Origin of the sequence: Paracoccus sediminicola, from assembly GCF_027912835.1 — a bacterium.
Classification (GTDB): domain Bacteria; phylum Pseudomonadota; class Alphaproteobacteria; order Rhodobacterales; family Rhodobacteraceae; genus Paracoccus; species Paracoccus sediminicola.
On sequence record NZ_CP115768.1, the window covers coordinates 93890 to 119616 of the forward strand.

Annotated in this window: 28 protein-coding genes and 1 tRNA gene; 17 read left to right on the forward strand and 12 right to left on the reverse strand. The window is 66.0% G+C overall.

Going from position 1 to position 25727, the window contains the following annotated elements; genetic code table 11:
• Positions 1-48 precede the first annotated feature (48 nt).
• A complete protein-coding gene (gene hemH / locus PAF18_RS00450) occupies positions 49-1086 on the reverse strand; it encodes a ferrochelatase (RefSeq protein ID WP_271116684.1) in 1038 nt (345 codons plus the stop codon).
• On the reverse strand, positions 1083-1916 hold the full coding sequence (locus PAF18_RS00455; protein ID WP_271116685.1) for a methyltransferase domain-containing protein: 834 nt from the start codon (positions 1914-1916) through the stop codon (positions 1083-1085). The genes hemH and PAF18_RS00455 overlap by 4 nt, the downstream gene beginning before the upstream one ends.
• Between PAF18_RS00455 and PAF18_RS00460 the strand changes: the two genes are divergently transcribed.
• From PAF18_RS00460 to PAF18_RS00475, 4 genes are all read left to right on the forward strand, one after another.
• Positions 1915-2676 carry a ComF family protein gene (locus PAF18_RS00460; protein ID WP_271116686.1) on the forward strand — a complete coding sequence of 254 codons (762 nt, stop codon included), beginning with the start codon at positions 1915-1917 and terminating at the stop codon, positions 2674-2676. The genes PAF18_RS00455 and PAF18_RS00460 overlap by 2 nt on opposite strands.
• A 90-nt stretch (positions 2677-2766) precedes the next feature.
• Positions 2767-3024, forward strand: coding sequence for a glutaredoxin 3 (gene grxC / locus PAF18_RS00465; RefSeq protein WP_271116687.1), 258 nt, complete (start codon positions 2767-2769; stop codon positions 3022-3024).
• Between the two features lies 1 nt (position 3025).
• A complete protein-coding gene (locus PAF18_RS00470; RefSeq protein ID WP_271116688.1) occupies positions 3026-3877 on the forward strand; it encodes a carbon-nitrogen hydrolase family protein in 852 nt (283 codons plus the stop codon).
• Positions 3878-3882: 5 nt separating this feature from the next.
• Positions 3883-4341, forward strand: a complete 459-nt coding sequence (locus PAF18_RS00475; protein WP_271118164.1) for a MarR family winged helix-turn-helix transcriptional regulator — start codon at positions 3883-3885, stop codon at positions 4339-4341.
• On the opposite strand, the gene PAF18_RS00480 is transcribed toward PAF18_RS00475, so the two are convergent.
• A complete protein-coding gene (locus tag PAF18_RS00480) occupies positions 4338-4904 on the reverse strand; it encodes a hypothetical protein (protein WP_271116689.1) in 567 nt (188 codons plus the stop codon). The two genes, PAF18_RS00475 and PAF18_RS00480, sit on opposite strands and share 4 nt — an antisense overlap.
• Before the next feature lie 158 nt (positions 4905-5062).
• On the opposite strand from PAF18_RS00480, the gene PAF18_RS00485 reads away from it, so the two are divergent.
• Genes PAF18_RS00485 through der form a run of 3 tightly spaced genes read left to right on the forward strand, consistent with a single transcriptional unit; the run spans position 5063 to position 8620 of the window.
• Complete coding sequence (locus PAF18_RS00485; RefSeq protein WP_271116690.1) at positions 5063-5797, forward strand: tetratricopeptide repeat protein; 735 nt, start codon at positions 5063-5065, stop codon at positions 5795-5797.
• A 13-nt stretch (positions 5798-5810) separates the two neighbouring features.
• Positions 5811-7142: an outer membrane protein assembly factor BamB family protein gene (locus tag PAF18_RS00490; RefSeq protein WP_271116691.1), complete on the forward strand. Its 1332-nt coding sequence runs from the start codon at positions 5811-5813 to the stop codon at positions 7140-7142.
• Positions 7139-8620 (forward strand): ribosome biogenesis GTPase Der, encoded by a 1482-nt coding sequence (der, locus tag PAF18_RS00495; protein WP_271116692.1) that lies wholly within the window; start codon positions 7139-7141, stop codon positions 8618-8620. The genes PAF18_RS00490 and der overlap by 4 nt, the downstream gene beginning before the upstream one ends.
• Positions 8621-8624: 4 nt before the next feature.
• Here the strand turns inward: der and PAF18_RS00500 are convergent, their stop codons facing one another.
• The 3 genes from PAF18_RS00500 to PAF18_RS00510 form a co-directional block, all read right to left on the reverse strand.
• A complete protein-coding gene (locus PAF18_RS00500; protein WP_271116693.1) occupies positions 8625-9296 on the reverse strand; it encodes a hypothetical protein in 672 nt (223 codons plus the stop codon).
• 109 nt (positions 9297-9405) lie between these two features.
• Positions 9406-10698: a serine--tRNA ligase gene (gene serS, locus PAF18_RS00505; RefSeq protein ID WP_271116694.1), complete on the reverse strand. Its 1293-nt coding sequence runs from the start codon at positions 10696-10698 to the stop codon at positions 9406-9408.
• Between the two features lie 85 nt (positions 10699-10783).
• Positions 10784-11173: a thioredoxin domain-containing protein gene (locus tag PAF18_RS00510; protein ID WP_271116695.1), complete on the reverse strand. Its 390-nt coding sequence runs from the start codon at positions 11171-11173 to the stop codon at positions 10784-10786.
• Between the two features lie 196 nt (positions 11174-11369).
• Between PAF18_RS00510 and PAF18_RS00515 the strand changes: the two genes are divergently transcribed.
• The 6 genes from PAF18_RS00515 to PAF18_RS00540 all read left to right on the forward strand — a co-directional run bounded on the left by PAF18_RS00515 (position 11370) and on the right by PAF18_RS00540 (position 16603).
• On the forward strand, positions 11370-12443 hold the full coding sequence (locus PAF18_RS00515) for a bifunctional transcriptional activator/DNA repair enzyme AdaA (RefSeq protein WP_271116696.1): 1074 nt from the start codon (positions 11370-11372) through the stop codon (positions 12441-12443).
• A gap of 153 nt (positions 12444-12596) precedes the next feature.
• The gene (gene rpmB, locus PAF18_RS00520; RefSeq protein WP_271116697.1) at positions 12597-12899 is read left to right on the forward strand and encodes a 50S ribosomal protein L28; all 303 of its coding nucleotides are present in this window, start codon (positions 12597-12599) and stop codon (positions 12897-12899) included.
• 120 nt (positions 12900-13019) lie between these two features.
• Positions 13020-13358 (forward strand): hypothetical protein, encoded by a 339-nt coding sequence (locus tag PAF18_RS00525; RefSeq protein ID WP_271116698.1) that lies wholly within the window; start codon positions 13020-13022, stop codon positions 13356-13358.
• Positions 13359-13398: 40 nt separating this feature from the next.
• Positions 13399-13884 carry a copper chaperone PCu(A)C gene (locus tag PAF18_RS00530; protein ID WP_271116699.1) on the forward strand — a complete coding sequence of 162 codons (486 nt, stop codon included), beginning with the start codon at positions 13399-13401 and terminating at the stop codon, positions 13882-13884.
• 152 nt (positions 13885-14036) lie between these two features.
• Positions 14037-15410, forward strand: a complete 1374-nt coding sequence (locus PAF18_RS00535) for a DUF1800 domain-containing protein (RefSeq protein WP_271116700.1) — start codon at positions 14037-14039, stop codon at positions 15408-15410.
• 2 nt (positions 15411-15412) lie between these two features.
• Positions 15413-16603 (forward strand): DUF1501 domain-containing protein, encoded by a 1191-nt coding sequence (locus PAF18_RS00540; RefSeq protein WP_271116701.1) that lies wholly within the window; start codon positions 15413-15415, stop codon positions 16601-16603.
• A 24-nt stretch (positions 16604-16627) separates the two neighbouring features.
• Here the strand turns inward: PAF18_RS00540 and PAF18_RS00545 are convergent, their stop codons facing one another.
• Together PAF18_RS00545 and PAF18_RS00550 are read right to left on the reverse strand one after the other, a co-directional pair.
• A complete protein-coding gene (locus PAF18_RS00545; RefSeq protein WP_271116702.1) occupies positions 16628-17626 on the reverse strand; it encodes a serine hydrolase domain-containing protein in 999 nt (332 codons plus the stop codon).
• A 196-nt stretch (positions 17627-17822) separates the two neighbouring features.
• Positions 17823-20270, reverse strand: a complete 2448-nt coding sequence (locus PAF18_RS00550; RefSeq protein ID WP_271116703.1) for a heavy metal translocating P-type ATPase — start codon at positions 20268-20270, stop codon at positions 17823-17825.
• Positions 20271-20720: 450 nt separating this feature from the next.
• Between PAF18_RS00550 and PAF18_RS00555 the strand changes: the two genes are divergently transcribed.
• Positions 20721-21278, forward strand: coding sequence for a L,D-transpeptidase (locus tag PAF18_RS00555; protein ID WP_271116704.1), 558 nt, complete (start codon positions 20721-20723; stop codon positions 21276-21278).
• A gap of 17 nt (positions 21279-21295) precedes the next feature.
• The gene (mnmH, locus tag PAF18_RS00560; RefSeq protein WP_271116705.1) at positions 21296-22387 is read left to right on the forward strand and encodes a tRNA 2-selenouridine(34) synthase MnmH; all 1092 of its coding nucleotides are present in this window, start codon (positions 21296-21298) and stop codon (positions 22385-22387) included.
• Here mnmH and PAF18_RS00565 read toward each other — a convergent pair.
• A complete protein-coding gene (locus PAF18_RS00565; protein WP_271116706.1) occupies positions 22371-22598 on the reverse strand; it encodes a hypothetical protein in 228 nt (75 codons plus the stop codon). The two genes, mnmH and PAF18_RS00565, sit on opposite strands and share 17 nt — an antisense overlap.
• Before the next feature lie 89 nt (positions 22599-22687).
• Between PAF18_RS00565 and PAF18_RS00570 the strand changes: the two genes are divergently transcribed.
• Positions 22688-22939, forward strand: a complete 252-nt coding sequence (locus PAF18_RS00570) for a DUF2312 domain-containing protein (protein ID WP_271116707.1) — start codon at positions 22688-22690, stop codon at positions 22937-22939.
• 29 nt (positions 22940-22968) lie between these two features.
• On the opposite strand, the gene PAF18_RS00575 is transcribed toward PAF18_RS00570, so the two are convergent.
• Positions 22969-23841 carry a hypothetical protein gene (locus PAF18_RS00575; RefSeq protein WP_271116708.1) on the reverse strand — a complete coding sequence of 291 codons (873 nt, stop codon included), beginning with the start codon at positions 23839-23841 and terminating at the stop codon, positions 22969-22971.
• 163 nt (positions 23842-24004) lie between these two features.
• Here PAF18_RS00575 and PAF18_RS00580 point away from each other — a divergent pair.
• A tRNA-Thr gene (locus PAF18_RS00580) sits at positions 24005-24080 on the forward strand.
• Positions 24081-24116: 36 nt separating this feature from the next.
• Here PAF18_RS00580 and PAF18_RS00585 read toward each other — a convergent pair.
• On the reverse strand, positions 24117-24578 hold the full coding sequence (locus PAF18_RS00585) for a tellurite resistance TerB family protein (protein ID WP_271116709.1): 462 nt from the start codon (positions 24576-24578) through the stop codon (positions 24117-24119).
• A gap of 99 nt (positions 24579-24677) precedes the next feature.
• A complete protein-coding gene (gene ppk2, locus PAF18_RS00590; protein WP_271116710.1) occupies positions 24678-25583 on the reverse strand; it encodes a polyphosphate kinase 2 in 906 nt (301 codons plus the stop codon).
• Positions 25584-25727 lie beyond the last annotated feature (144 nt).

A 25727-nucleotide genomic window follows, 5' to 3' on the forward strand; every position in this document is an offset into this window, starting at 1 on the left:
ACAGCCCAACGCGGTTGGCGGTCCGATGGCTCCATCACGCCGCCCACATCAGCCAGTCGCGATCCACCCGCCGAGATTTTCGCGCAGCACGTTCATCATCACCTCGATATGCGCCGGATCGTCGTTGAGGCACGGGATATAGGTGAATGTCTTGCCCCCCGCTTCCTCGAAGCTTTCGCGGATCTCGCCGTTGATTTCCTCCAGCGTCTCGATGCAGTCCGATGCGAAGGCCGGAGAGATCACAGCAATGTCCTTGTGCCCCTGCTTTGCGAGTTCCGCAACATGCTCGACGGTGTAAGGGCGCAGCCATTCCTCGGGGCCGAACACCGATTGGAATGTGGTGTCGATGATGCCGTCCTGCCAGCCAAGCGCCTCTTTCAGCAGGCGCGAGGTCTTCTGACACTGGCAGTGATAGGGATCGCCCTGCATCAGATAGCGCTTCGGCATCCCGTGATAGGACGCGACCAGCTTGGTCGGGGTCTTGCCGTCAAGCGCGCGGGTGACCGAAGCCGCGAGGGCCTGGATATAGTCACGCCGGCCGAAATAGGGTTCGACCGTGCGCACGGCCGGCTGCCATGTCTGTTTCATCAGTGCCCGGAACAGCTGATCGTTCGCAGTGGCCGAAGTCGCGCCCGCATATTGCGGATAAAGCGGCAGGAAGACGATGCGGCGGCATCCGGCCTCGACCATGCGGTCCAGCACGTCCTGTGTCGAGGGGTTGCCGTAGCGCATGCAGAATTCCACCATGACCTGATCGCCCCATTCGGCCTCGGCGCGGGCGCGCAGCGCCTGGGTCTGGTCGCGGGTGATGGTCATCAGCGGGCTTTCGCCCTTGTCCTCGTTCCAGATCAGCTTGTAGTTCGCGCCCGAGCTGAAGGGCCGTCTGGTCAGGATGATCCCCTGCAAAAGCGGTTGCCACTTCCAGGACGGATAGTCGATCACCCGCTTGTCCGACAGGAACTCGTTCAGATAGCGCCGCATCGACCAGTAATCATAGCCGTCCGGCGTGCCGAGATTGGCGATCAGGATGCCGGTCTTCGCCGGCGTGATCTCGGGATGATCGGACGGGGCGTGATCGGGTTTCATGGTTTCCTCGCATTCAGCGCATCCGAGAGCGACATTTTTGCCGAGCCGGGGCGCAACGGTTTCTGCTGGGTCGAATCGGGGGCCCATCCGGTGAGAAAGATCATGTCGAAGGTCGCAATGATACGCGACGGATCGGCGCGGTCCGGGTAGCGGGCAGCGTAATCGAGGGCGGCGCGTGCAAAGATCTCGCGCCGCGTCGGGATGCGCAACCGGTCGGTCAGGGCGTTGGTCTCGGCCATGGCGCGCAGATCGGCGGCAAGGTGGAACAGGTCCCGATAGCTGGCCGGAAGGCTCAGGTGATCGGCGACCGGCAGCGCCAGCCCGGCCCGCGCCAACAGCGCTCCCAGGTCGCGGATCTCGCCCATCGGCAGCAGCCGCGGAGACAGCCCGCCCGTCACCTCGATCTCTGCACGGGTCAGCACGTCGCGCAGCTCGGCCAGCGTGTCGCCGCCAAGACAGGCAGCAATGAACAGCCCGTCAGGTTTCAGCGCGCGGGCGCATTGCACGATCTGCCCGACCGGGTCCTCGGCCCAGTGCAGCGCCATGGCGTGGATCACCAGATCGAGCTCCGAGGGCAGATCCAGCAATTCGTCATCGGCGCGGATGTGGGCGGTCGGGAAAGCGGCGGCCCAGAACTCCGGCCAAGAGGTCACGATGGCGATGCGCGTGAACCTTCTGTTAATCTCTGCGAGCCTATCCTCGATCTCATCGGCGGCGATCCTGTGCAGCGGCTCGGCCATGCCGATCCGTGCGGCGCGGGCGCGATGCTGCGTCAGCGCCCGGCGGTCGACCAGGCGGGGCGCGGCGGTGGAAGAGGGGTCAGAGCTCATGGGCGCCAGTCATAAATCGCTCGGTGGGGTGATGAAAGCGGCATTGCGTCTCATCTATCCGCCGCAATGCATCGCCTGCGGCACCGCGGTGGATGCAACAGGCGCGCTATGCCCGGAATGCTGGCGCGATTGCGATTTCATCACGGGATGCGCCTGCGATCTATGCGGGGTCCCCCTGCCGGGTCTTGCAGGGCAGCAGGAGAACGTCACCGATCTGCGCTGCGACGACTGTTTGACGGCGCCGCCGCCTTGGCAGCGCGGGCGGGCCGCGCTCGTCTATGGCGATGTGGGCCGGGCGCTGGCTTTGTCTCTGAAGCATGCAGACCGACCGGATCTCGCCGAGCCTCTTGGGGCGTGGCTGAGCAATGCGGCCTCTGCACTGATCGCGCCGGGCATGATCGTGGCGCCGATCCCGCTGCATCCGACCCGGATGATGAAGCGGCGCTATAATCAAGCCGCGCTGCTGTCTGATCGGCTGGCGCGCGCTCACGGGCTGACCCATCTGCCGGGGCTTCTGCGCCGCATCCGCGCCACCGGCGCGCAGGATCATCGCAGCCATGCAGAGCGTCACCGCAATCTGGAAGGCGCCATCGCCGTGGCCCCGCGTCACCGGGACAGGATTGCCGGGCGTCCCGTGCTGCTCGTGGACGATGTCATGGCTTCGGGCGCAACGCTTGATGCGGCCAGCCGGGTGCTCGCCGCAGCTAGGGCCGGGCCGGTTTCGGTTGCGGTACTTGCCCGCGCCGTCAAGACGCTCTGATCGCCGTGCATCGTCATGCCTCGGCGGGTGCTGGAAAATCGCTGCCTGACCGCTTAGATGCAAATGTAAGCAATTTGAAGGAATAGCCGTATGGCCAATGTCGAGATCTATACCACCCCGACCTGCCCCTTCTGTCTCGCCGCGAAGCGGCTGCTGAACGCGAAAGAGGTCTCGTTCACCGAAATCGATGTCAGCCGCGATCCGTCGCTGCGCGAGGCGATGACCGAAAGGGCGGGCGGCAAGCGCAGCGTGCCGCAGATTTTCATCGACGATCAGCATGTCGGCGGCTCGGACGAGCTTCACGCAATAGACAAGTCGGGCAAGCTCGACCAGATGCTCGCGGCATGAGATGAGCCTGGCGCTCCGGGCGGGTTTGGTGCAGCTCTCGGTCGGGGATGACCCGGCTGCGAACCTGCCCGACACGCGCGCCTTGATCGCAGAGGCGGCGGGGCTGGGCGCGCAGTTCGTGCTGACGCCGGAATGCACCAATCTGGTCTCTGGCGACCGGCGCTGGCAGAATGAGGTGCTCTGCCCCGAGGCCGAGGATAAGACGCTCGCCGCCCTGCGCGCCCAGGCCGATGGGCTGGGGATCTGGCTGTTGATCGGCTCTCTCGCGCTGAAACAGGACGAAGCCGATGCGGATCGCTTCGTCAATCGCAGCTTCCTGATCGGCCCGGATGGCGCGATCCGGGCCCGCTACGACAAGATCCACATGTTCGACGTGACCATCTCCGAGCGTGAGTCCTACCGCGAATCGAAGGCCTACAGACCCGGCAGCCGCGCCGTGGTCGCGGGTGGCCCGGTGCGGATCGGGATGAGCGTCTGCTATGACCTGCGCTTTCCGTATCTCTACCGCGCGCTCGCTCAGGCGGGGGCCGAGATTCTCACTGTGCCGTCGGCCTTCAACGACACGACCGGCGCCGCCCATTGGGAGGTTCTGCTGCGCGCCCGCGCCATCGAGACCGGCAGCTTCGTGCTTGCCCCCGCGCAGACCGGTCTGCACGAGGCGGCGCACAGCGCGAAGCCGTCGCAGCGGCGCAGCTTTGGTCACAGCCTTGCCGTCACGCCTTGGGGCGAAGTCATGTCCGACGCAGGGGAACAGCCCGGTATCAGCGTCGTTTCGCTTGACTTGAACGATGTTCGCAAGGCACGGTCCCGCATTCCGTCGATGAATGCCGACCAGCCTTTCGAGATGCCGTGACCGACCTGACCGCCCCGACCGACGACCCGAGCCGCGCCTCTGTCGCGGCGAGCCTCTTTGCCGAGGTTCTGGTGGTCGAACAGCTTGCCCGGGCGCTGATCGGTCGCACCCTGCCGAACGGGATGCAGATCTCGCATTTCTCGGTTTTGAACCTGCTCGCCCATATCAATGAGGAACGCACGCCCGCGCAGCTTGCCGAGGCGTTTCACGTGACCCGCGGGGCGATGACCAACACGCTGGCGCGTCTGGAATGGGCGGGTCATGTCCATATCCGGCCCGACTGGGACGATGCGCGGCGCAAATTCGTCTCGATCAGCCCGTCAGGACGATCGGCGCGCGATGCGGCGCTGGCGGCGATCCTGCCCGCCATGTCGGATGTGGTCCGGGATATCGGGGCCGAGCGCGTGCGCGCGGCTCTGCCGGTGTTGCGCGCCCTGCGGGATCGGCTGGAGGGCGACGGTTAGCCGAGCCTCGCCGCGAGACGCAGCGCATGGCTGGGGTCCCGGGCGGAATGCGGCATCACCGGATCATAGGCGGCGCGGATCAGCGACGCGAGCTCGGTCGAGGCAGTCACCTCACGCGAGAAGGTCAGCAGCGCCCTCGTGGCGAGTGTCTCGGCCAGCATCGCCGGGTGCTGCCCGGCCATCGCGCCCTGCATCCGCATAAATGAAAGGCAGGCGCGGATTGCGCCATCTTCTTCGAAGCGAAAGATCTGATAGGCATCCGCATCTGCACCGCGAAGCCGGGTCACGAGATCCGGCTGCCCGCTGAGCCGGTCCAGATCGGGGATGCCAGCCAGCTCGTCCCAGTCCCGGCAGAAGAACATCATCAGATTCGCGCCCATCTCGGGATCGGTGTCGGTGACCGGGTGGCCGGCATCGGCGAAGGCGGCGTGGATCACGGACCGGAAAATGCCGAGGCTTTCGTCCGCCAGCCCGAAGATCACCGGCGCCACGGGGCGCCGCCAACGCGCGCAGAGATAGCTCCCGTCACGGGTGAACAGCTCGGTGATCTCGTCCGCAGTCATGCAAGCCCCTCTGGCGTGACGTTCCGACCCCACTGCAAACCTCGCCCGCCCTGCCGCGTCAAGGCCATGCGCCGATTTCGCGCCGCGCGGCGACGCCCTGCGGCTTGTCCCTTGCGGTGTCTCAGCTATAAGGGTCGGCGAGCACAAGGCAGGACGATATGAGCCACGAGAGCGACAGTTTCATCGACGAAGTCACCGAAGAAGTCCGCCGTGACCGTCTTTATGCGGTGTTCCGGCGCTATGGCTGGATCGCCTTGCTGGTCATCGCGGTGATTGTCGGCGGCGCGGCGTGGCGCGAATATTCCAATGCGCAGCGGCGCGCGGCGGCGCAGGATTGGGGCGATGCCGTGCTTGCCGCGCAGCAGGCCGAAGACCCGGCAACCGCCCTGTCGGAGCTGGATGCGGGTGGCAATGGCGATCGCGCGGCACTCGGCGCGCTGCTGGCCGCAGGTGCCGCGGTCGAGGCGGGCGACGACGCGGCGGCGGGGCCCTTGCTGGACAGCGCCGCCGAAAGCGCCGAGGACGCAGTTCTGCGCGATCTCGCGCGGTTCAAGGCGTTGCTCGCGGCTGGGGACAGCATGGATGCCGCCGACCGCGATGCGGCGCTGACCGAATTGTCCGAACCCGGTGCGCCGTTCCGGCTGTTGGCCCTGGAACAGAAGGCGGTTGCCCTGGCCGAGGCCGGGCGCGCCGAGGACGCGGTGACGCTGATCCGCGAGATTCTGGCCGAAAGTGGCGTCAGTCAGGCGCTGCGGGCCCGGCTGTTCGAGCTGATGATTGCGCTTGGTGCCGAGCCGCTGGAAAATCCGGCGCCGACTCCGGCCGGGTCCAGCGATACCGAGATGACGAGTGATTCCGATGACGCGGCCGCAATGGCCGTGCCGGCGGACTGAGATGAGGACTGCGATGACGCTCAACACTGTGCTTCGTTCCGGGCGCGTGGCGCTTCTGGCCGCCCTGTTCCTCGCCGCCTGTCAGGAGCGTGAGACGATCCTGCCGGGCCCGCGTCTGGACCCGCGCGCCGTGACCTCGCCCGACGGCCCCGCGGTGGAAGAGCCCGCGCCGACCACTTCGGCGCTCTCGCTGCCAGCGATGCGCACGAATGCCGAATGGACGCATCGCGGCGGCAGCGCCTCGCATTATAGCGGCCATGTCGCGATCGGGGCGGGCACCAATCTCGCCTTCGCCTCGCAGATCGGCCAGCCGAACGGCAAGCGCCACCGGATCACAGCAGATCCCATCGTCGCCGCGGGGCGGGTCTTTACCATGGACAGCCGTGCGCGCGTGACTGCGACCTCGCAATCGGGCGGGCAGAGCTGGTCCGTCGATCTGACCCCGGCGGGCGAGAACCCCGCCAGCGTCTCGGGCGGCGGCGTAGCCTATGAGGCCGGTCGCGTTTTCGTGACGACCGGCTTCGGAGAGCTGGTCGCGCTTGACGCCGCATCTGGCGGGGTTCTGTGGCGGCAGCGGGTGACCGCGCCGATCGGCGGCGCGCCGACGGTGCAGAATGGCGTGGTTTATGTCACCGACCGAAGCGCGACCGGATATGCGGTGCGCGCCTCGGACGGCAAGCTGCAATGGCAGGTCGCCGGCATTCCCCAGCCGACCGGCGTCATGGGGGTCGCGGCGCCCGCGGTCGATGGCGATCTGGTGGTGTTTCCCTTCGCCTCGGGCCAGCTTCTGGCTGTCGATGCCGAGACAGGGATCGAGCGATGGTCGGCGCAGGTCGCGGGCAACCGCGTGGGCCGTGCCGTCGCCTATATCCGCGACATGACCGGCGAGCCGGTCATCACCGGCGACGCGGTCTATGCCGGAACGTCTTCGGGCCGGATCGCCGCATTTGACCGGCAGACCGGGATGGAGCTGTGGTCGGCGCGTGAAGGTGCCGTCTCGCCCGTGCTGCCTGTGGGCAATGCGATCTTCGCGGTGAACGATCAGAACCAGCTGATCCGGCTGGATGGCTCGACCGGCGGGATTCTGTGGGCGCGCAATCTGCCCTGGTATGCGGATGAACGGATCCGCAAGCAGGACCGCATCTATGCCCAGCTCGGCCCGGTTCTCGCGGGGGGCAAGCTGTACGTCACCTCGTCGGATGGCGCGCTGCGCGCGTTTGACCCGGCCTCGGGCAGCCTTGTCGGGCAGACCGAGATCCCCGGCGGCGCGGCCACCGCACCCGTCGTCGCGGGCAACACGCTTTACGTAACCGGCCGTGATGGCCGCCTGTTCGCCTTCCGATGAGCTTCACGCTCGCCATTGTCGGCCGGCCCAATGTCGGCAAATCGACGCTGTTCAACCGGCTGGTGGGCAAGCGGCTGGCCCTTGTCGATAATCAGCCGGGCGTCACCCGCGATCTGCGCGAGGGGCAGGGCCGGCTGGGTGATCTGCGCTTCATCGTCGTCGATTCCGCAGGGCTGGAGATGGCCGAGGATGACAGTCTTCAGGGCCGTATGCGCCGCCTGACCGAACGCGCGGTGGACGAGGCCGATGTTGCGCTGTTCGTGATCGACGCGCGGGCCGGGGTGACGGCGGCGGATGAATATTTCGCCGACATCCTGCGCAAGCGCGCCAAGCATGTGATCCTCGCCGCCAATAAATCCGAGGGCCGCGCCGGTGAGGCGGGTGCGATGGAGGCCTATGCTCTTGGTCTCGGCGAGCCGCTGCGCATATCGGCTGAACATGGCGAGGGGATGGAAGATATCTATGCCGCGCTGAAGCCTCTGGCCGAGGATCTCAGCGTCAAGAATGCGGTGCATGAGCCTTCCGTGGATGTCGAACTACCCGAAGATGCCGAGTTCGACGAGGATGCCACGCCCGACTGGATGCCCACCGAAGAACGGCCCTTGCAGCTTGCGGTGATCGGTCGCCCGAATGCCGGGAAATCGACGCTCATCAACAAGATCTTGGGCGAGGACCGGCTGCTGACCGGGCCAGAGGCGGGGATCACGCGCGACGCGATCTCGGTGCGGACGGAACTCATGGGCACGCCGATGCGGATCTTCGACACGGCGGGGATGCGCAGGAAGGGCCGGGTCACGGAAAAGCTGGAAAAGCTGTCCGTGGCGGACGGTTTGCGCGCGGTGCGCTTTGCCGAGGTGGTGGTGGTTCTGCTGGACGTGGCGATCCCGTTCGAGCAGCAAGATCTGCGCATCGCCGATCTGGCCGAGACAGAGGGCCGGGCGGTGGTCGTGGCGGCGAATAAATGGGATCTCGAAGAGGATAAGCCCGAAAAGCTGAAAGAGCTGCGCCAGTCCTTCGAACGCCTGCTGCCTCAGTTGAAGGGCGCGCCGCTGGTGACGGTGTCTGGGCGGACCGGCAAGGGGCTGGAGCGGCTGCATAACGCGATCATGCAGGCATATGCGGTGTGGAATCGCCGCGTCTCGACCTCGAAGCTGAACAACTGGCTGGAGGCGATGACCGAGGCGCATCCGCCCCCAGCACCTGGCGGGCGGCGGATCAGGCTGCGCTATATGACTCAGGTCAAGACGCGGCCCCCGGCCTTTGTGGTAAAGGCCACGCATACCGACAAGATCCCCGAGAGCTATCACCGCTATCTGGTGAACGGCCTGCGTGTCGATTTCGAGATGCCCGGCACGCCCATTCGCATCTATTTCCGCGATCAGGGCAAGGTGAACCCGTATCGGCACAAGGCCGAGAAGATCAATCAATCCGGCGCTCTGGCCAAGCACAAGAACCGGCAAAAGCCCAAGGGCAGCTAGAAGTTCAGGTTGTCACGCGGACCAGCAGGAATGTCAGCGACGCGATCGACAGCACCGCGATGACCGATATGACCGGGGCCGCCTCGATCATGGTCGCGGCAATGGCGAGGAAAGCGAACATCACCGTGATCGCGTAAAGCGCGTTTTGCGGGATACGAAGCTGGATTGCCATTGTGGTGGTGCAGGCAAGGATCGCGCCGACCAGCGAAGCGATCTCGGACGGGATCGCCATGGCGTCGTTGATGAAGGATGCAAAGGCGCTGAAGCTCAGCATGGTGGACCAGCCGAGCAATATGCCGATCAGCGGATTGCGTCCGAGCCGCCCGTCCGAGAGCTTCCGGCTCACCGCAGCGATCAGCGACATCAGCGTCAGGATGCTGATCAGCAATCCGGCCAGTGGCACCGCCTTACCTACCCATGGCCAGATCGCGGCGCAGAGAAACGCACCGACCAACAACCCTATATCGGCCAGCGGCAGCGCCTGCTCGTTTCGGTATTGCGTGACCGTTTGCCAGGCAAAGGCGAGCGCCGCGAGCCACACACAGCTCATCATGATCCACATTGCCGGATCATTCGGGATCAGGAACACAGCCGCGATGAGGTTCGGCTCGATCTCGTCCATATCGACGATATAGCTCGGCAGCTTATTCTGATCCTCGTAAAACGCGAGCAGCATGCTGCTCGCGACGAAAATCAGTACCGAGATGCACACAAGGGACGCCCGTAAGTGCTTCATGCAGTTCAACCCCCTGAATGCTGGAAGGTTGCGTCATATTAACATCAAGCTAGTGCAGTTGGCCATCCGCCCGCAGTGTCGTGCGCCCGCCCAGATAGGGTTGCAGCGCCTCTGGCAGCGTGACCGAGCCATCCGCTTGCTGCCCGTTTTCCAGAACCGCGATCAGGGTGCGCCCCACGGCAAGGCCCGAACCGTTCAGCGTGTGCAGGAACTCGGGCTTGCCGCCGCCCTGCGGACGGAAGCGCGCATTCATCCGCCGCGCCTGGAAATCGCCGCAATAGCTGACGCTGCTGATCTCGCGATAGCTCTGCTGACCTGGCAGCCAGACCTCGATGTCATGGGTGATACGCGCGCCAAAGCCCATATCTCCGGTGCAGAGCAAGACGGTGCGGTAGGGCAGCCCGAGACCCTCGAGCACCGCCTCGGCGCAGCCCGTCATCCGCGCATGTTCCTCCAGACCCGCATCCGGCGCGGTGATCGAGACCATCTCGACCTTTTCGAATTGGTGCTGGCGCAGCATCCCGGCGGTGTCGCGCCCGGCGCTGCCGGCCTCGGACCGGAAGCACTGCGAATGCGCGACCATCCGGCGGGGGAGGGACGCGGCCTCGACCACGTCTCCGTTGACGATATTGGTCAGCGTGACTTCGGCCGTGGGGATCAGCCACCAGCCTTCGCGGGTCTGATAGCTGTCCTCGCCGAATTTGGGCAGCTGGCCGGTGCCTTCCATCATCTCGGGCAGGACAAGCACCGGAGCCCAGGTTTCGGTCAGCCCGTGCGCATCGACATGCATGTCGATCATGAATTGTGCAAGCGCCCTGTGAATACGCGCGACGGCGCCTTGAAGGACGACGAAGCGCGATCCCGAGAGTTTCGCGGCGGTGGTGAAATCCATGCCCGGCACGACCCCGGCCAATTCGAAATGCTCGACAGGGGTGAAGTCGAACTCGCGCGGATTGCCCCACCGCCGCAGCTCGACATTGTCGTTTTCGTCCACCCCATCGGGAACGGCATCCAGAGGCAGGTTCGGGATGGTCATCAACAGATCGCGCAGCTTGCCGTCGAGCTCCGAGGCTTCGCCATGCATGGCGGCAATCTGCGCCTTTGATTCTGCCACCAGCGCGCGAAGACGTTCGAACTCCGCCTCGTCGCCCTTGGCCTTGGCTGCGCCGACCTGCTTGCTGGCGCGGTTCTGCTCGGCCTGGGCCTCTTCGGCGGCGCGGATCTTGGCGCGGCGATCTTCGTCGAGCGACAGGATCTCCGCCGAGACCGGAGCCGCGCCGCGGCGTTGCAGGGCGGCGTCGAAGGCGTCCGGATTGTCGCGAATGGCGCGGATGTCGTGCATGGCGGATCCTGTCTTGCTTGATGGCTCGGGTGTTAGCCCAAGGCGCGGCGGAATGAAATATCCACGGCGCTGTGCTGAGAATGGCTCAGCGCGAAATCTCGACGCCGTTCTCGGTCAGGATTCCGCTCAACCGGCGCCAGAACTCATCCTCGCCGGGATAGCCCTCGATCCGGCCGGTTTCCTGGCCGTTCTGAACCAGGATGAAGGTCGGCGTCAGATGCGGCCGCCGGTCGAGCGCCAGCCCGTCAGGCCAGGGCCCGTGCATATTGATGCGCATCAGCGGTGCTGCGCGCCCTTCGGGCCGGTCATCATAGGCGGCTCCGATATCGCTCTCCCATCTTGCGCAATAGAGGCAGCCATCCTGACGGATCATCAGCAGCTGCACCGGTGACACGCGAATCCCGGCATAGGCTGCCATTCCGACCGAGGCCAGAATCAGCGCGGCCAACATGCAAAGGATCTCAAATCGCATCATGAAATAGCGGACTCCGGCGGGTCGAAAGCCCGGGCAGGATGGTGCCGCGACTGGCTGAATGCAACAAGCGTTACAGTCGGCGGCTTCCTTTTGGCAACGCGGATGCGTAACGATACCGGCATCGTGCGCCGATCCCGGATGTAACGCCCGAAATGGCGGCGCGGGTGCGGTCGCGGCGCGCTAGACAGGAGGCAGGATGACCAAGGACACCGCCATGTTTGATCTGCCAGACCCTGAAACGCTGTACCACGCGCTGACCGCGCGCGACCCGTCCTTTGAAGGGCGCGCCTTTGTCGGTGTGACCTCGACCGGGATTTTTTGTCGGCTGACCTGCCCGTCGCGCAAGCCGCGCCCCGAGAATTGCCGCTGGTTCGGCACGTCAGAGGCGGCCGCCGAGGCCGGGTTCCGGCCGTGCAAGCGCTGCCATCCGTCGGGCATCGCGGCCGAGGGCGAGGCCGCGGTCACCGCGCTGCGCGCCGCGATCGAGGCCGATCCGGGGCGGCGTTGGTCCGAGGCCGATCTTGAAGAAATGGGCCATGACCCCTCGACGATTCGCCGCGCCTTCCGCCGTCATTTCGGCATGACCTTCCTGCAAATGGCGCGCGAGGCCCGGCTGCGCGAAGGCGCCCGTCGCGTGGCCAGCGGCGATGCGGTGATCGAGGCGCAGCTCGATGCCGGCTTCGAATCGGCCAGCGGGTTCCGCCAGGCTTTCGCGCGGCTGTTCGGCCATCCGCCCGCAGCGATGCGCAAGGGGGCGGGTCTGGTCGCCGACTGGATCGACACGCCGCTTGGCGGGATGATCGCCGTGGCCGACGATGAGGCGCTGCATCTGCTGGAGTTCACCGACCGCAAGGCGCTGAAGCCGCAGCTGGCGCGGGTCTCGCGCGCGGCGGGCGGGCAGGTGGGGCTAGGCCAGACATCAGTCACTCGCCGCACCGCCGAGGAACTCGAGGCCTATTTCAGCGGCGATCGCGCCCGTTTCGAGGTGCCTGTTGCTCCGCACGGCACCGATTTCCAGAATCGTGTCTGGGCCGCTCTGCAACAGATCCCCGCCGGCGAGACCCGCAGCTATGCCCAAATCGCCCGCGCCATCGGACAGCCCACCGCGACCCGCGCGGTCGCCCGCGCCAATGCCACGAACGGCATCGCCATCATCATACCCTGCCACCGCGTGATCGGTGCGGATGGGACGCTGACCGGCTATGCGGGCGGGCTGTGGCGCAAGCAGAAGCTGATCGCGGTCGAACGGAGCTATGGGCCTCGCAGCTGAGCAGAGCGGTCATGGCGGATTGTCTGGCCGATTCGGCTTGACCTTTCATGCGCGAGCCAGTAATCAGCCGCGATCAGATTTCCGGGCGCTGCCTCGCGGCGCCCTTTCACATTGGGACGCGCCGTCCCGCGAACGTTAAACGAGGATAACACCATGTCGCGCGTCTGCGAATTGACCGGCAAGGGCCCGATGACCGGGAACAATGTCAGCCACGCCAACAACAAGACCCGTCGCCGCTTTCTGCCGAACCTGAACGATGTCACGCTGACCTCGGAAAAGACCGGCCGCAGCTATTCTCTGCGCATCTCGGCTGCGGCGCTGCGCTCGGTCGATCACCGGGGCGGTCTGGACGAGTTCCTGGCGAAGGCGAAGGATGCGGATCTCTCGGCGCGCGCGCTGAAGATCAAGAAAGAGATCGCCAAGTCGAGCGACACTGCGGCGAATCTCGAGACCTGAGCCCTAGCTCGATACCGATTGCGAAGCGCCCCACGGCTCGACCGGCGGGGCGTTTTGCGTTGGCGGGCTGCGCGCTTTGGTCACTGGCGCGGCGCGCGGACGCGGGCTAAACCTCGGCGCATGAAGATCGCCTTCCGCCTTCTGCTGGTCGTCCTGATGGTGATGACCTCGCACAGCCTCGCCGTGGCGCGGGGCCAGCCGCGCGTGGCGGGGCAGATGGCGATCTGCGCGGGCGGCGAGCTGGTGACCGTCTATGTCGACGAGAACGGAGAGCCCGTCTCGCGCGTGGTGATCTGCCCCGACATGGCGCTGAACCTGATGGCGGCGATTGAATCTGACGCGCCGGAACCGCTGTTGCGGCGCAGCGGGCTTTGTCTTGATCCAGATGTGAGCATGCCGGCGATCGCCGGACGCGATGCGCCGCGGGCGCATGCGCGCGCGCCCCCGCTGGCGGTGTGACCATATCCAACTCACATCACCCGAACCCAAGGATTACACGATGAAACTCCTCACCATCGCGGCGCTGACCGCGCTCTGCTCGCCCGTCGCCGCCCTCGCCGAGAGCTCTGACCTGCAAATCGCCGATGCCTATGCGCGCAGCTCGAACCCGAAAAGCGGGGCGGCCTTCATGACCATCCGCAATACCGGCGATCAGGACTGCACGCTCGGCCTTGTCTCGACCGAACGCGCCGACAAGGCCGAGCTGCACACCAGCAAGGAAGACGATCAGGGCATGATGCGGATGCTGCCCATCGAGGGCGGGATCGAGATCGCCGCAGGCGGGGAACATGCGCTTGCCCGCGGCGGCGACCACGTCATGCTGATGGGGCTGACCGAGCCCCTGGAAGAAGGCGACGAATTGGCCCTCACGCTTGATTTCGGCGATTGCGGCATGGTCGATCTGACTGTCCCTGTCGACAACAAGCGCAGCGGCACGGAAGACAGCACCATGGAAGGCGGACATCAGCCCGGCCACTCAGGCTGAGATCGCATCGCGTGACGCAATTTCAGCGGGGGCAGGTCCGGCCCCCGTCTTTCATGATGCCGTAACGTCATTTCGACGCGGATGTGATCCTGACGCGCGACGCTTTATGGCACAGAGAGACCGAAGGCTGGCAAAGGACCAGGAACGACGCGATGAACTATGCCGAATTCTCGATGATCCGCTTCGGTGGGGGGCTGTCACCGCGCCAGAGCGGCCCGGATTCGCCTGAGGCACTGATGCGCTCGCTGCGCCGCGACAAGGGGCTGAAGTCCTATGCGCCGCTGCGCACAGGTGCCGTCAACGACATGATCGCGGAATTCAACCTGGCCCGCGCCGCCGAGCGCGAGGGTGTCCCGGGCAGTGAAGAAGCTTTCGACAAGGCGCGCCGTGCCCTGTTGGATGCGATCTATATCGCGTCGCGTGCCCGGCTGGCCCGCGCGATGGATGACCGAACCGGCTTTGCCGAACGTCTCGTGCAGTTCTGGTCGAACCATTTCAGCATCCGGCCAGATGGTCCCAGGCAGCGCGCCCTGAAATGCGCTTTCGAAAATGATGCCATCCGCGCCAATCTTCGCGGGCGCTTCGCCGATCTGCTCAAGGCGGCGACGCTGCACCCCTCGATGCTGCTCTATCTCGATCAATATGTCTCTGTGGGCCCGGGCTCGGTCAGCGCCACCCGCCGGAAGGGCAATCGCGGACGGGGGCTGAACGAGAACCATGCCCGCGAGTTGCTGGAGCTGCACAGCCTCGGCATCGAGGGCAGCTATGCGCAGAAGGATGTCCGCCAGCTCGCCGAGCTGATGACCGGGCTGACGGTCAGCGAGAATCGCCGCTTCGAGTTCAACACCCGCCGGGTCGAGCCGGGCGCGGAAGAGGTGCTCGGGGCCAGCTATGGCGGCGAGCGCCCGCCCAAGCTGGATGACATCGAAGCGTTTCTCGAGGATCTTGCCACCCATCCCGATACCGCGACCTATATCTCGCGCAAGCTGGCGACGCATTTTTGCGCTGACGACCCGCCACAGGCGCTCGTCGCCGATATGCGCGACCGTTTCCGCGCCACGGGCGGCGACCTGATGGAGGTCTATGCGGTGATGGTCGCCCATCCCCTCGCGCGTGAGACATTCGGTCTGAAGCTGCGCCAGCCCTATGATCTGATCCAGGCCGGGCTGCGTGCGCTCGGCGTCACGGGCAAAGAGATCATGGCCTGGCGCGGACCGAGCACGCGGCAGGGCCTGTTCAACCCGGTCGAGCGGATGGGGCAGACGGCTGAGGGCGCACCTCAGCCCGAGGGATGGCCGGAGCGGCTCGATGCCTGGCTGTCACCGCAGCTTCTGGCGGCGCGGATCGACTGGGCGATGAACTGGCCGGGACTGATCCGCGATAGTCTGCCCGACCCGCGCGACTTCGTGAACGCGGCGCTGCCTGCCGAACAGGCCGCCGAAATCGGGCCAATGGCCGCGCGGGCCGAAACGCTGTCGGACGGGATTGGCGTGATCCTCGCCTCGCCGCAATTCAACCGGAGATGACGATGATCCAGATCGATCGCCGCCGCTTTCTTCACGCGCTCATGGGGGGTGCCTGCTCGGCTGCGGCCATGCCGGCCTTTGTCCCGATGAGCCTCGCCTCGGTTCCCGGAGACCGGCGTTTCGTCGCCATCCTGCTGCGCGGCGCGATGGACGGGCTCGATGCGGTTCAGCCCTATGGCGACCCGCTTCTGCGCAAGCTGAGGCGCAATCTGTCGGGCGGCCCAGAAAAGGGCGCGCTCGACCTCGACGGATTCTTCGCGCTGCATCCGGCGCTGTCGCCGCTGATGCCGCTTTGGCGGTCCGGCGAGCTTGGGTTCGCCCATGCCGTCTCGACCCCCTATCGCGACCGTCGCAGTCACTTTGACGGGCAGGATATTCTCGAGGCAGGCACGGGCGGTGCCGATATCGGTTCCGGGCCGGGCGCCGAGATGTCGAGCGGGTGGCTGAACAGGCTGCTGCCGCTGATCCCCGGCGCGCGCTTTGAAACCGCCTATGCAGTGGGAACGGATCAGCTGTCGATCCTCGACGGCGCTGCACCCCATGCAAGCTGGTCCCCCGAGTCGCGACTGGCGCTGTCGACCCAGGCGCAGCGTCTCTTGCAGCAGATCTACGAGAGCGACGCCCCATTCCACAGCGCCGCCGAGGCCGCGATCCGCATCAGCGCGGAAACCGCCATGCCCGAGGCCAATCGTGGCGCGCGCGACGCCGAGGCGCTTGCCAGCTTTGCCGCCGACCGGCTGAACCGAGACACGCGGATCGCCGCGTTTTCGCTGACCGGCTGGGACACGCATCGCAACCAGACTGCCGCGCTTTCCGAGCCGCTCGAGGTTCTGGCGCAGACGATCCTGACGCTGAAGCGCGATCTGGGGCGAACTTGGGACGACACCGTGGTCATGGCGATGACAGAGTTCGGCCGCACCGTGCGCGAGAATGGCACGCGCGGCACCGATCACGGCACGGGCGGGCTGATGGTGATGGCGGGCGGCGCGGTGAAGGGACGTCAGGTCTATGGAAGCTGGCCGGGACTTGGTGAATCCGATCTTTATGCCGGGCGCGACCTGATGCCGACGGCGGATGTGCGCAGCTATGCCGGGGCCGCGATCTCGGGCCTGTTCGGCCTATCCGCAAGCGATATCGAGACGTCGATCTTTCCGGGTCTCGACTTCGCCGCTCCGCCGCGCATCCTGCTTTAGGGCAGAGGCGCGACGGCAGCAGGCTCAGCTTGCGGCGACGATCCGGTTCACCAGACCGCGCAGATCTCCGAAATATCCGCCGCTCCGCGCGGGTCGGTTCGGATCCGAGGTCATCGCGATGGTCATGCGCCGTTCGGGGACGACCACCAGCATCTGGCCGCCATAGCCGCGCGCATAAGCCGCCGGGCTGTCGCCGAAGCGGGTCAGGAACCAGCCATAGCCATACATGTCCCCCGAGAAGGGCGAGCGTGCGCGAGGTTCCCATGACCGTTCCAGCCAGCTTTGCGGCACGACGCTCTGCCCGCCGATCCGGCCCCCGTTCAGGACCATCTCCCCGATCCGGGCGAGGCCCAGCGGGCTGACCGCCATGTCGTTGCCGCCGAGATAGCGTCCCTGCGGGTCGGCCACCCAGGGCGGGATGACGATGTCGAGCGGGTTGCCGAGCCAGGACTGCGCCAGCCGGTGCAGGCTCTGCCCCGAGGCTCGCGCCAGGGCCGCCCCGAGAATATGCCAGCCGCCGGTGGAATAGATGAACTGCCCGCCGGGCTGAGATTCCAACGGCTGGTTCAGCACGTAATCCACCCAGTTTGAGCTCGACACCCAGGCGCCGTAATCCCCGCCCGAGGTGCTGGCCAGCCCGGCCCGCATCGAGAGCAGGTCAGCGATGGTCATCTCGTCCCTTGCGTCGCCGAAACGATCGTAACCCAGCAAAGGCAGAACCCGCTGATCGACGCCCGAGATCACCCCGCGCTCGATCGCGATGCCGGTCAGCAGCGCGACGAGGGTCTTCGACACGGATTTCACATTGGCCGGGCGTTCCAGTGCCGGGCCGCGAAAGGCGCGGGCAAAGACCTGTTCGCCGTTCTGCCGCACCACGAGCGCCCAAAGCTGATCCAGTCGCGCCGCCTGCTCGGCCGCGCCGCCGAGCGCGGCTGTTTGCGCCCGTGCGGGTTGCCACAGAAGCGGGGCGGCAAGACTTGCCGCAGTGGTGGCGATCAGGTGACGGCGCGACAGACCCGGCATGAACATCTCCCTCAAATCCTCTCATCCCAATTGGGGATCTTCGCCGTCCGGTTTCAACATCGTCGGCCAGATCCGCTGGCGGCGCGGCTTCACGTTTTCGCAATCGGCGCGGCGCGATGGGGCTTGCAGAGGCTTGTTCCGATGCCGGGCGGGGGGGGGGCGGGGTTCAATCCCCGCCCGACACCGTGACCGCCGGTCAGGAGAACCGGCGCAGCCGCAGCGCGTTGGTGACCACGAAGACCGAGGACAGCGCCATCGCCGCCGCACCCAGCATCGGAGAAAGCTGCGGCCCGCCGAACGGCACCAGCAACCCCATCGCCACCGGGATCAGCAAGACGTTATAGCCGAAAGCCCAGAACAGATTCTGACGGATATTGCGCATCACCGCCCGCGACAGTCTGATCGCATCCGCCACCGCGCCGGGATCGGGACGCATCAGCACCACCTCCGCCGCCTCGATGGCGATGTCGGTGCCGCTGCCCATCGCGATGCCGGTATCTGCGCCTGCCAGAACAGGGGCATCATTGATGCCGTCCCCGACAAAAACCGTGCCCTCACCCATTTTGCCAAGCTGGGCGAGCTTCTGCTCTGGCGTGACGCCGCCCTGGGCGTCGTCGATGCCCAGATCGCGTCCAACCGCATCGGCGGCCGCCTGCACGTCGCCGGAAATCAGCGCGGCGCGCAGTCCGGCCCCACTCAAGGCGCGGATCGCGGGTGCGGATTCCGGGCGCAGCGGGTCTGCGATGAACATGGCGGCAATATGACGGCCATCGACCGCCAGATGCACCGGCGTGCGCGCCTGTTCTGCCGCCTTCTCCGCCGCTTTGACCAGCCGATCCGATACGGCAATCCCCGCATCCCGCAGCGCCGCGAGATTGCCGATCAGCACCTCGCGCCCCTCGGCGCGGCCCGAAATGCCCTGACCGGGCAGGGCACGCGTCTCCTCGGCAGCGGGCGGGGCAAGGCCCTCTTCCTCTGCCGCGCCGATGATCGCGCGCGCCAGCGGATGTTCCGAGCCCGCCTCGACCGCCGCGGCGAGGCGCAGCGCTTCGGCGCGGTCGATCCCGTCCGTCTCGATCCCGGTGACAGCCGGGCGGCCCTCTGTCAGCGTGCCGGTCTTGTCGAAGGCCACGATCCGCGAATCCGCCAGCCGTTGCAGCGCATCGCCGCGCCGGAACAGGATACCCAACTGAGCGCCACGCCCCGTGCCGACAAGGATCGACACCGGCACCGCCAGCCCCATCGCACAGGGGCAGGCGATGATAAGCACCGAGATCGCCGCCACAGCCGCGTTCGGCAGTGCCGGCGCCGGTGCCAGAATCATCCACAGCACGAAGGACAGCAGCGACAGCGCGATCACCACCGGCACGAAGACGCGGGTGATCCGGTCGACAAGCGCCTGCACCGGCAATTTCCCGGCCTGAGCCTGTTCCACCAGGCGGACGATACCGGCCAGCCTCGTGTCGGCGCCGGTCGCGGTGACGCGATAGCGCAGCGTAGCGGTGCCGTTCACCGTGCCGCCGACCACAGCATCGCCTGGCGCTTTCTCGGCAGGGACCGGCTCGCCTGTCAGCATCGATTCATCGACCGTGCCGCGACCGTCAAGCACCTCGCCATCGACGGCGACGCGCTCTCCGGGGCGCAGCAGGACGATGTCGCCGGGACGCAGCTGATCCACGGGCAGATCCTGCACCGCGCCGTCACGCTCGACGCTGGCGGTGTCGGGGGTCAGATCCATCAGCCGCCGGATTGCCTGCCCCGCCTCGCCTTTGGCCCGCGCTTCGAGCCAGCGGCCCAGCAGGATCAGTGTCACGATCACCGCCGCACTCTCGTAATAGACATGCAGCGCGCCTTCGGGCAGCAGCCCCGGCGCGAAGGTGGCGACGCTGGAATAAAGAAAAGCCGCCGAGGCCCCGAGCACCACGAGGCTGTTCATCTCGGGTGCGCCGCGCATCAGCGCCGGGACGCCGTGGCGATAGAACACGCGCCCCGGTCCGGCCAGCACAATCGCGGTCAGCAGGAACTCGGCGATCCAAAGCGCCCGCGTGGGAATCGTCTGGGCAATCCAGTGATGCAGCGGAGGGATCAGATGCCCGCCCATCTCGACGATGAAGATCGGCAGCGTCAGGGCGAGCGAGATCAGAAAGGCGCGGCGCAGCTCGCCTGCCTCGTCGCGCGGCGGATCGGCGGGGGCGGCGTCATCGGCAGGACTGGCGCTGTAGCCGGCCTTGCTGACGGCATCGGCCAGCCGGGCGGGGTCCAGCCCGTAATGCGCCACCTCGGCGCGGCCGGTCGCCAGGTTGACCTCTGCCGAAGAGACGCCGGGCAGGGCGGTCAGCGCCCTCTCGACCCGGCCCACGCAAGAGGCGCAGGTCATATCCGAGACGATCAGCGTGCTCTGCTCTTCGCGGGCTGGATAGCCCGCATCGCCCAACGCTTTCGCGGCGCGCGGCAGGACCTGCGGGTCCGTGATCGTCAGGCTGGCCCGCCCGGTGGCGAGATTGACCTGCGGATGGGACACGCCCGGCACGGCGGCAAGCGCGCGTTCGGCGCGGCCCACGCAGGATGCACAGCTGAGGCCGGTGACGCTCAGTTCGACATCGCGGGATGTATGGTCGGAAAAGTCTTCAGTGATGGTTGTCATGATTCTGTCCTGTGCTGAAACCCGAAGAGAGGCGTTCAGTGGACAGAAGCGGGGGAGCCTGCGGCCGCAGCGGAGCCTGAGCTGGCGCGGCGATGGGCGCCCAGCAATCATGCGCGCGGCGCGGCGGGCGTCCCGGATGGGTCAGATTGGCCGCAGCCTCGCGGAACAGCCGGGTCCGACCCGTAACATGACAGCGACATCCGCGCCCGCCCCGGCCCCGGCAAAGATGCTCGGGGCGCGCGGCGGCCCGGCGCGACGGCGCGACCGCAGGGCGGCGCTTCGGCAGCGAACGGGAAAGGGCGCAACAGGCTGTCATGATGCCATAGATGTGACCGCCTTCGCGCCGCGTCAAGAGCCGCCGGGGATGCGCCACCCTCATCCGGGATTGAGTCGAAGCGCTGCGGACCCTATAGATTACAGGGAAACGAGCAGATCCAGGATGATAATCTCATGAACCGCCGCCAGATGATCGGTCTTGCCCTGCCGCTGATCGCCGCACCTTCGCTGGTGATGGCGCAGACCGGCAATGCCGCGCCCTCCGACCCCTATCAGCCAACCGAAGTCCCGATCCGCGAGGGGTTCGAGGTTGGCTCGATCGTGGTCGTCTCGGATGATTTCTTCCTCTATCACGTCATCGCGCCGGGCCGCGCGATCCGTTATGGCGTCGCCGTCGGCGAAGCAGAGCTGGTGTGGAAGGGCCGGGCTCGGATCGGCCGCAAGGTCGAGTGGCCGAGCTGGACCCCGACCCAGGCCATGATCGAGCGCGAGCCGGATCAATACGCCCAATATGCCGACGGCATGCCCGGTGGTCCGAAAAATCCGCTCGGCGCGCGGGCGTTGTATCTGTATGACGCCAATGGCAACGACACCGCGATCCGTATTCACGGGACGACTCAGCCCGGATCGATTGGGCGCGCCGTGTCGAATGGCTGCATCCGCATGCGCAACGAGGCGGTGATGTCGCTGTTCGAGCAGGTGCCGATCGGCACGCCCGTCTACGTCTACTGAGCAAAGCCGGACCGATCTTGGACAGCCCCGCCGATCTGCGGCTCGACACGGTCAATGCCGCGTCGGGCCGTTTCGATGAGATCATCGATGTCCGCTCTCCTGCGGAGTTTGCCGAGGACCATCTGCCGGGTGCGATCAACCTGCCGGTGCTGAGCGATGCCGAGCGGGCCGAGGTCGGCACGGTCTATAAGCAGGTTTCGCCTTTCGATGCGCGCAAGATGGGGGCGGCGCTCGTCGCGGCCAACGCGGCACGCCATATCGCCGGTCCGCTTGCCGGTCACGATGGAAGCTGGCAGCCCTTGGTCTATTGCTGGCGCGGCGGACAGCGTTCAGGCGCGTTGGCGACGATCCTCGCGCAGGTCGGCTGGCGGGTCAGCCGGGTCGAGGGCGGCTATAAATCCTGGCGTTCGCTGGTGGTCGAGAGGCTGCAGGAGCGGGGATTTCCCGCGCCGGTAATCGTTCTGGACGGCAATACGGGCAGCGCAAAGACCGCGATCCTCCACCGGCTCGCTGCGCGGGGTCATCAGATGATCGATCTTGAAGGGCTCGCCCATCATCGCGGCAGCCTGTTCGGCGCGATGGGGCAGCAGCCGTCGCAGAAAATGTTCGAAGGCCGGCTTGCTGCGCAGCTTGAAGCGCTCGATCCCGCCCGGCCCGTGCTCGTCGAGGCGGAAAGCTCGCGCATTGGCGAGCTCTCGCTGCCCAAGTCGGTCTGGGCCGGGCTGACCGCCGCACCGCGCATTTCGCTGCGTGTGCCGCTCGAGGCGCGGGCGGCGTTTTCGGCGCGGGACTATCGCGACGTAACGGAACAGCCCGCGCGTCTGCACCAGATCCTCGACCGGCTGCGCCCGGTGCATTCCGCCGAGCGGATCGCGCAATGGACAGAACTCGCGCAGACAAGGCAATGGCGCGAACTGGCCGAGACGCTGATACAGCACCACTATGATCCGCGCTATGAAAAGCACCGCGCGCGCTATGCCGAGAGGGTGCGGGCCGAGGTCATGCTCGACAGTCTCGACGATCTGGACGGCGCCGCCTCGCGGGTGGAAGCCACGCTGGCTCCGCTGGCCGAAACGCTCGGCAGGCAGCGGATCAACCGCCCAGCATGATCCCGATCACCACCGCCATCAGCCCCATCACCGACGCAACGAGCGCGCCCATATTGACCGCCACAACGCGCTGCATCCGCGCCCGGAACCCGGCTTCGTCCAGCCCGGCGCGCCGGGCCTTCTGCACGGCCCAGATACACCACAGTATGCCGGCAATCCCGCAGATCGTCATCACCGCGCCGCACCAGATCAGAACATCGAATATGGTCATGCCGCCCCCTTTGCCGTCGCGGGAATAGCGTCGATTGCAGAACCGGGCAAGACGGCCTATGTCTGCGCCCGAGATCCAAGAGGGGCATCATGCAGGACGATCAAAGCTACAACGTCGCCGCTGACGAGCTGCGCCAGTTCATCGAACAATTCGAACAGCTGGACGCGGAGAAGAAGGACATTGCCGAGCGTCAGAAAGAGATCATGGCCGAGGCAAAAGCGCGCGGCTATGACACCAAGGTGATGAAAAAGGTCATCGCCCTGCGCAAGCGCGACCGTGACGACGTGGCCGAGGAAGAGGCGATCCTGGACATGTACAAGGCCGCGCTCGGCATGGCTTGACGGCACCGCCCGGCGCGCGGAGGCATCGCTCAGGCCGAGATGAACTCCACCCCGGGCAGCGCGGCGATCTGCGCAAGATCGTCGGCATAGATTTGAGACAGCTCATCGACGAGCGATTGGCTCCAGCCAGGCAGCGCGATGTCTGCCTCCATCGCTTCGGTCCGGCCATGCAGCGCAAGCGCCGCCTCGACCATGTCACGGCGTTGCCCAACCGTCAGGCCCGGCGTCTCGGCGATGCGCTGCTGCAACCCGTTCAGCTCGGCCTCGGGCAGCAGGTCGGCCAGGATCGCGTCATCGCCATGAAGCGGCGTGTCTTGCGCCACCCCTGCCAAGCGGCGCAACAATTCGGGCCAGATGAAGGGCAGGTCCTCCTGCGCCCAGACTACGATTTCGCGGTCAGGGACGGTTTGCAGCACCATCTGGATCATCGGCGCCCACCTCATCTGCCGGGGGTCGAGCCCGCCCGCGACATCGTGGTAATTGCCGCCCGACATGCGGACCACCTCGGCAATCTGGCGGGCCGGGTGGACGACGCCGAGGAAGAATTCGACAACCGCTTCGGGAAACAGATTGGATAGCCCGAGAATCCGCTGATGCCCCTTGGCGTAAAGCCCTTCGGGCGACAGGGCCCGCTTCGGGAGGCCCAGAAACCCGGTCTGGGACAGGATCACCCGTCCCGCCTTATCGCTGTCCATCACCGCGTCGAGCAGCATCTCCTGTATCTCATCCGTGGCGACGCCGCCCTTCAGCGCGTTGATCGCCTCGCCGAAGACGCCGCGATAGCGGTTCGGCGCCGGGATTTCGATCCCCTTCCCCCACAGAGCCTCGCGGTTGCGCAGCAGCGTGCGCAGCACCCGCTCCTGATCCGTGCCATGCGCGCCGACGTGGTAGACGATTTCCATGCTCTGCCCGAGTGAATTGACCTCCGCGCGAGACTAGCGGCTGCGACCGCACAGGAAAACCACTTTCCCCCCGGTCGGGCGGATGGCGCGCGAAGTTCGTCGGAAGCCCGCCGCAGCCCCTTGCCCGCCGCCCGGCGACGGACTAGATACGGCAGCGTTCCGGGCCGGCATAGCTCAGCTGGTAGAGCAGCTGATTTGTAATCAGAAGGTCGGGGGTTCGATTCCCTCTGCCGGCACCACGCGCTCGCAGCCGCGACACCGCGAAAAGCGGGGTCTCAGCTGTCGGCGAGGCCCAGATCGGCCATCACGCGCTGTCGGATCAGCCCCGAGTCGCGGTCATTGATGCCCAAAAGCCCGGCCACCAGACGGACCAGCGATTCCTCGTCGGGAGAGCGTTTTCCGTCGGCATAGGCGACCTCCCAAAGTGCGGCCAGCACACCGGAACGGTCTTCAAGCGCGATCCGGTCCTTGATGAGCCGGGTAAAACGCACCGTGTCGGGCGCCTCGGCCTCGATCATTTCGGCGGCGGCGCGACGCTCGGCCGCTTCGGCTGGGTCCAAGCCGCGCCTGCGCGCAAGGATCCGGTCAATGCGCGCTTCTTCCTCTTTGGTGTAGCGGTCATCGGCGCGGGCCACGCGCACGAGCAGCGCGGCAAGCGCCACCTCGGCATCCTGCCCTTGCAGCGGCGAAGACGGTTCCTCCTCACCAAACAGACGCGACATAAGATTTCGAAACATGGCTAAAGAATAGATTCCTGAGATGAAAGAACAAGTATCCCGCGAGACCTACGGGGAAAACAGTTCTGTTCCAAGCCAATATATATTGATAACGCAGGGTCAGTAGAGCTGTGGCACGTAGAGATCGCGGGGCAGGACGTCGCGTTCGTAATCCGGGTTGAAGACGCGCTCGGGAAGGGTGATATCCTCGTGCGGGACCTCGGTATAGGGCATCAGTGACAGCAGATGCGCCATGCAGTTCAGCCGGGCTCGCTTCTTGTCGTTGCCGGGCACGATGTACCAAGGTGCTTCGGGGATATTGGTGCGCTCGAACATCTCTTCCTTGGCCTTGGTATAGGCCTCCCAGCGGATGCGGGACTGGAGATCCATCGGCGACAGCTTCCACTGCTTCATCGGGTCATGGATGCGCATGAGGAATCGCATTTGCTGTTCCTCGTCGGTGATCGAGAACCAGTATTTCACCAGCCGGATCCCGGAGCGGACCAGCATACGCTCGAATTCCGGCACGTCGTCGAAGAATTGCTGGACCTGATCCTCGGTCGCAAATCCCATCACCCGCTCGACGCCGGCGCGATTATACCAGCTTCGGTCGAAGAGCACGATTTCGCCGCCGGCGGGAAGATGGGGGACGTAGCGCTGGAAATACCACTGGGTTTTCTCGCGGTCCGAGGGGGCGGGGAGGGCGACGACGCGGGCCACGCGGGGGTTCAGGCGCTGGGTGATCCGCTTGATCGCGCCGCCCTTTCCGGCCGAATCGCGGCCCTCGAAGATCACCACCACCTTCTGCTTGTAGTGGCTGACCCAGTCCTGAAGCTTGATGAGTTCAGACTGAAGTCGCAGAAGTTCTTGAAAATAGAGCTTTCTGTCCATCTGGTCGGGATGGGTGTCGCGATAGATCTGCTTGATTTCACGGCTGAGCACGGCGTCCTCGAGCTCGAGTTCGTAATCCTCGTCGAGCGTGTCCTGAAGCTCGGCTTCGAGCCAGTCCTGCGGTTGGTCGTCCATGCAATCCTCCGGGTCAACATAGGGGATATAAGCCGGAATTGTGACGGTTTTATAGGGGCACCGCGCGTGCACCGCGCCTACACAGAGTGTACACCGGGCGTACACTACACCGGCAAGCGCGCGGGACGGGTGGGCGACGGATGG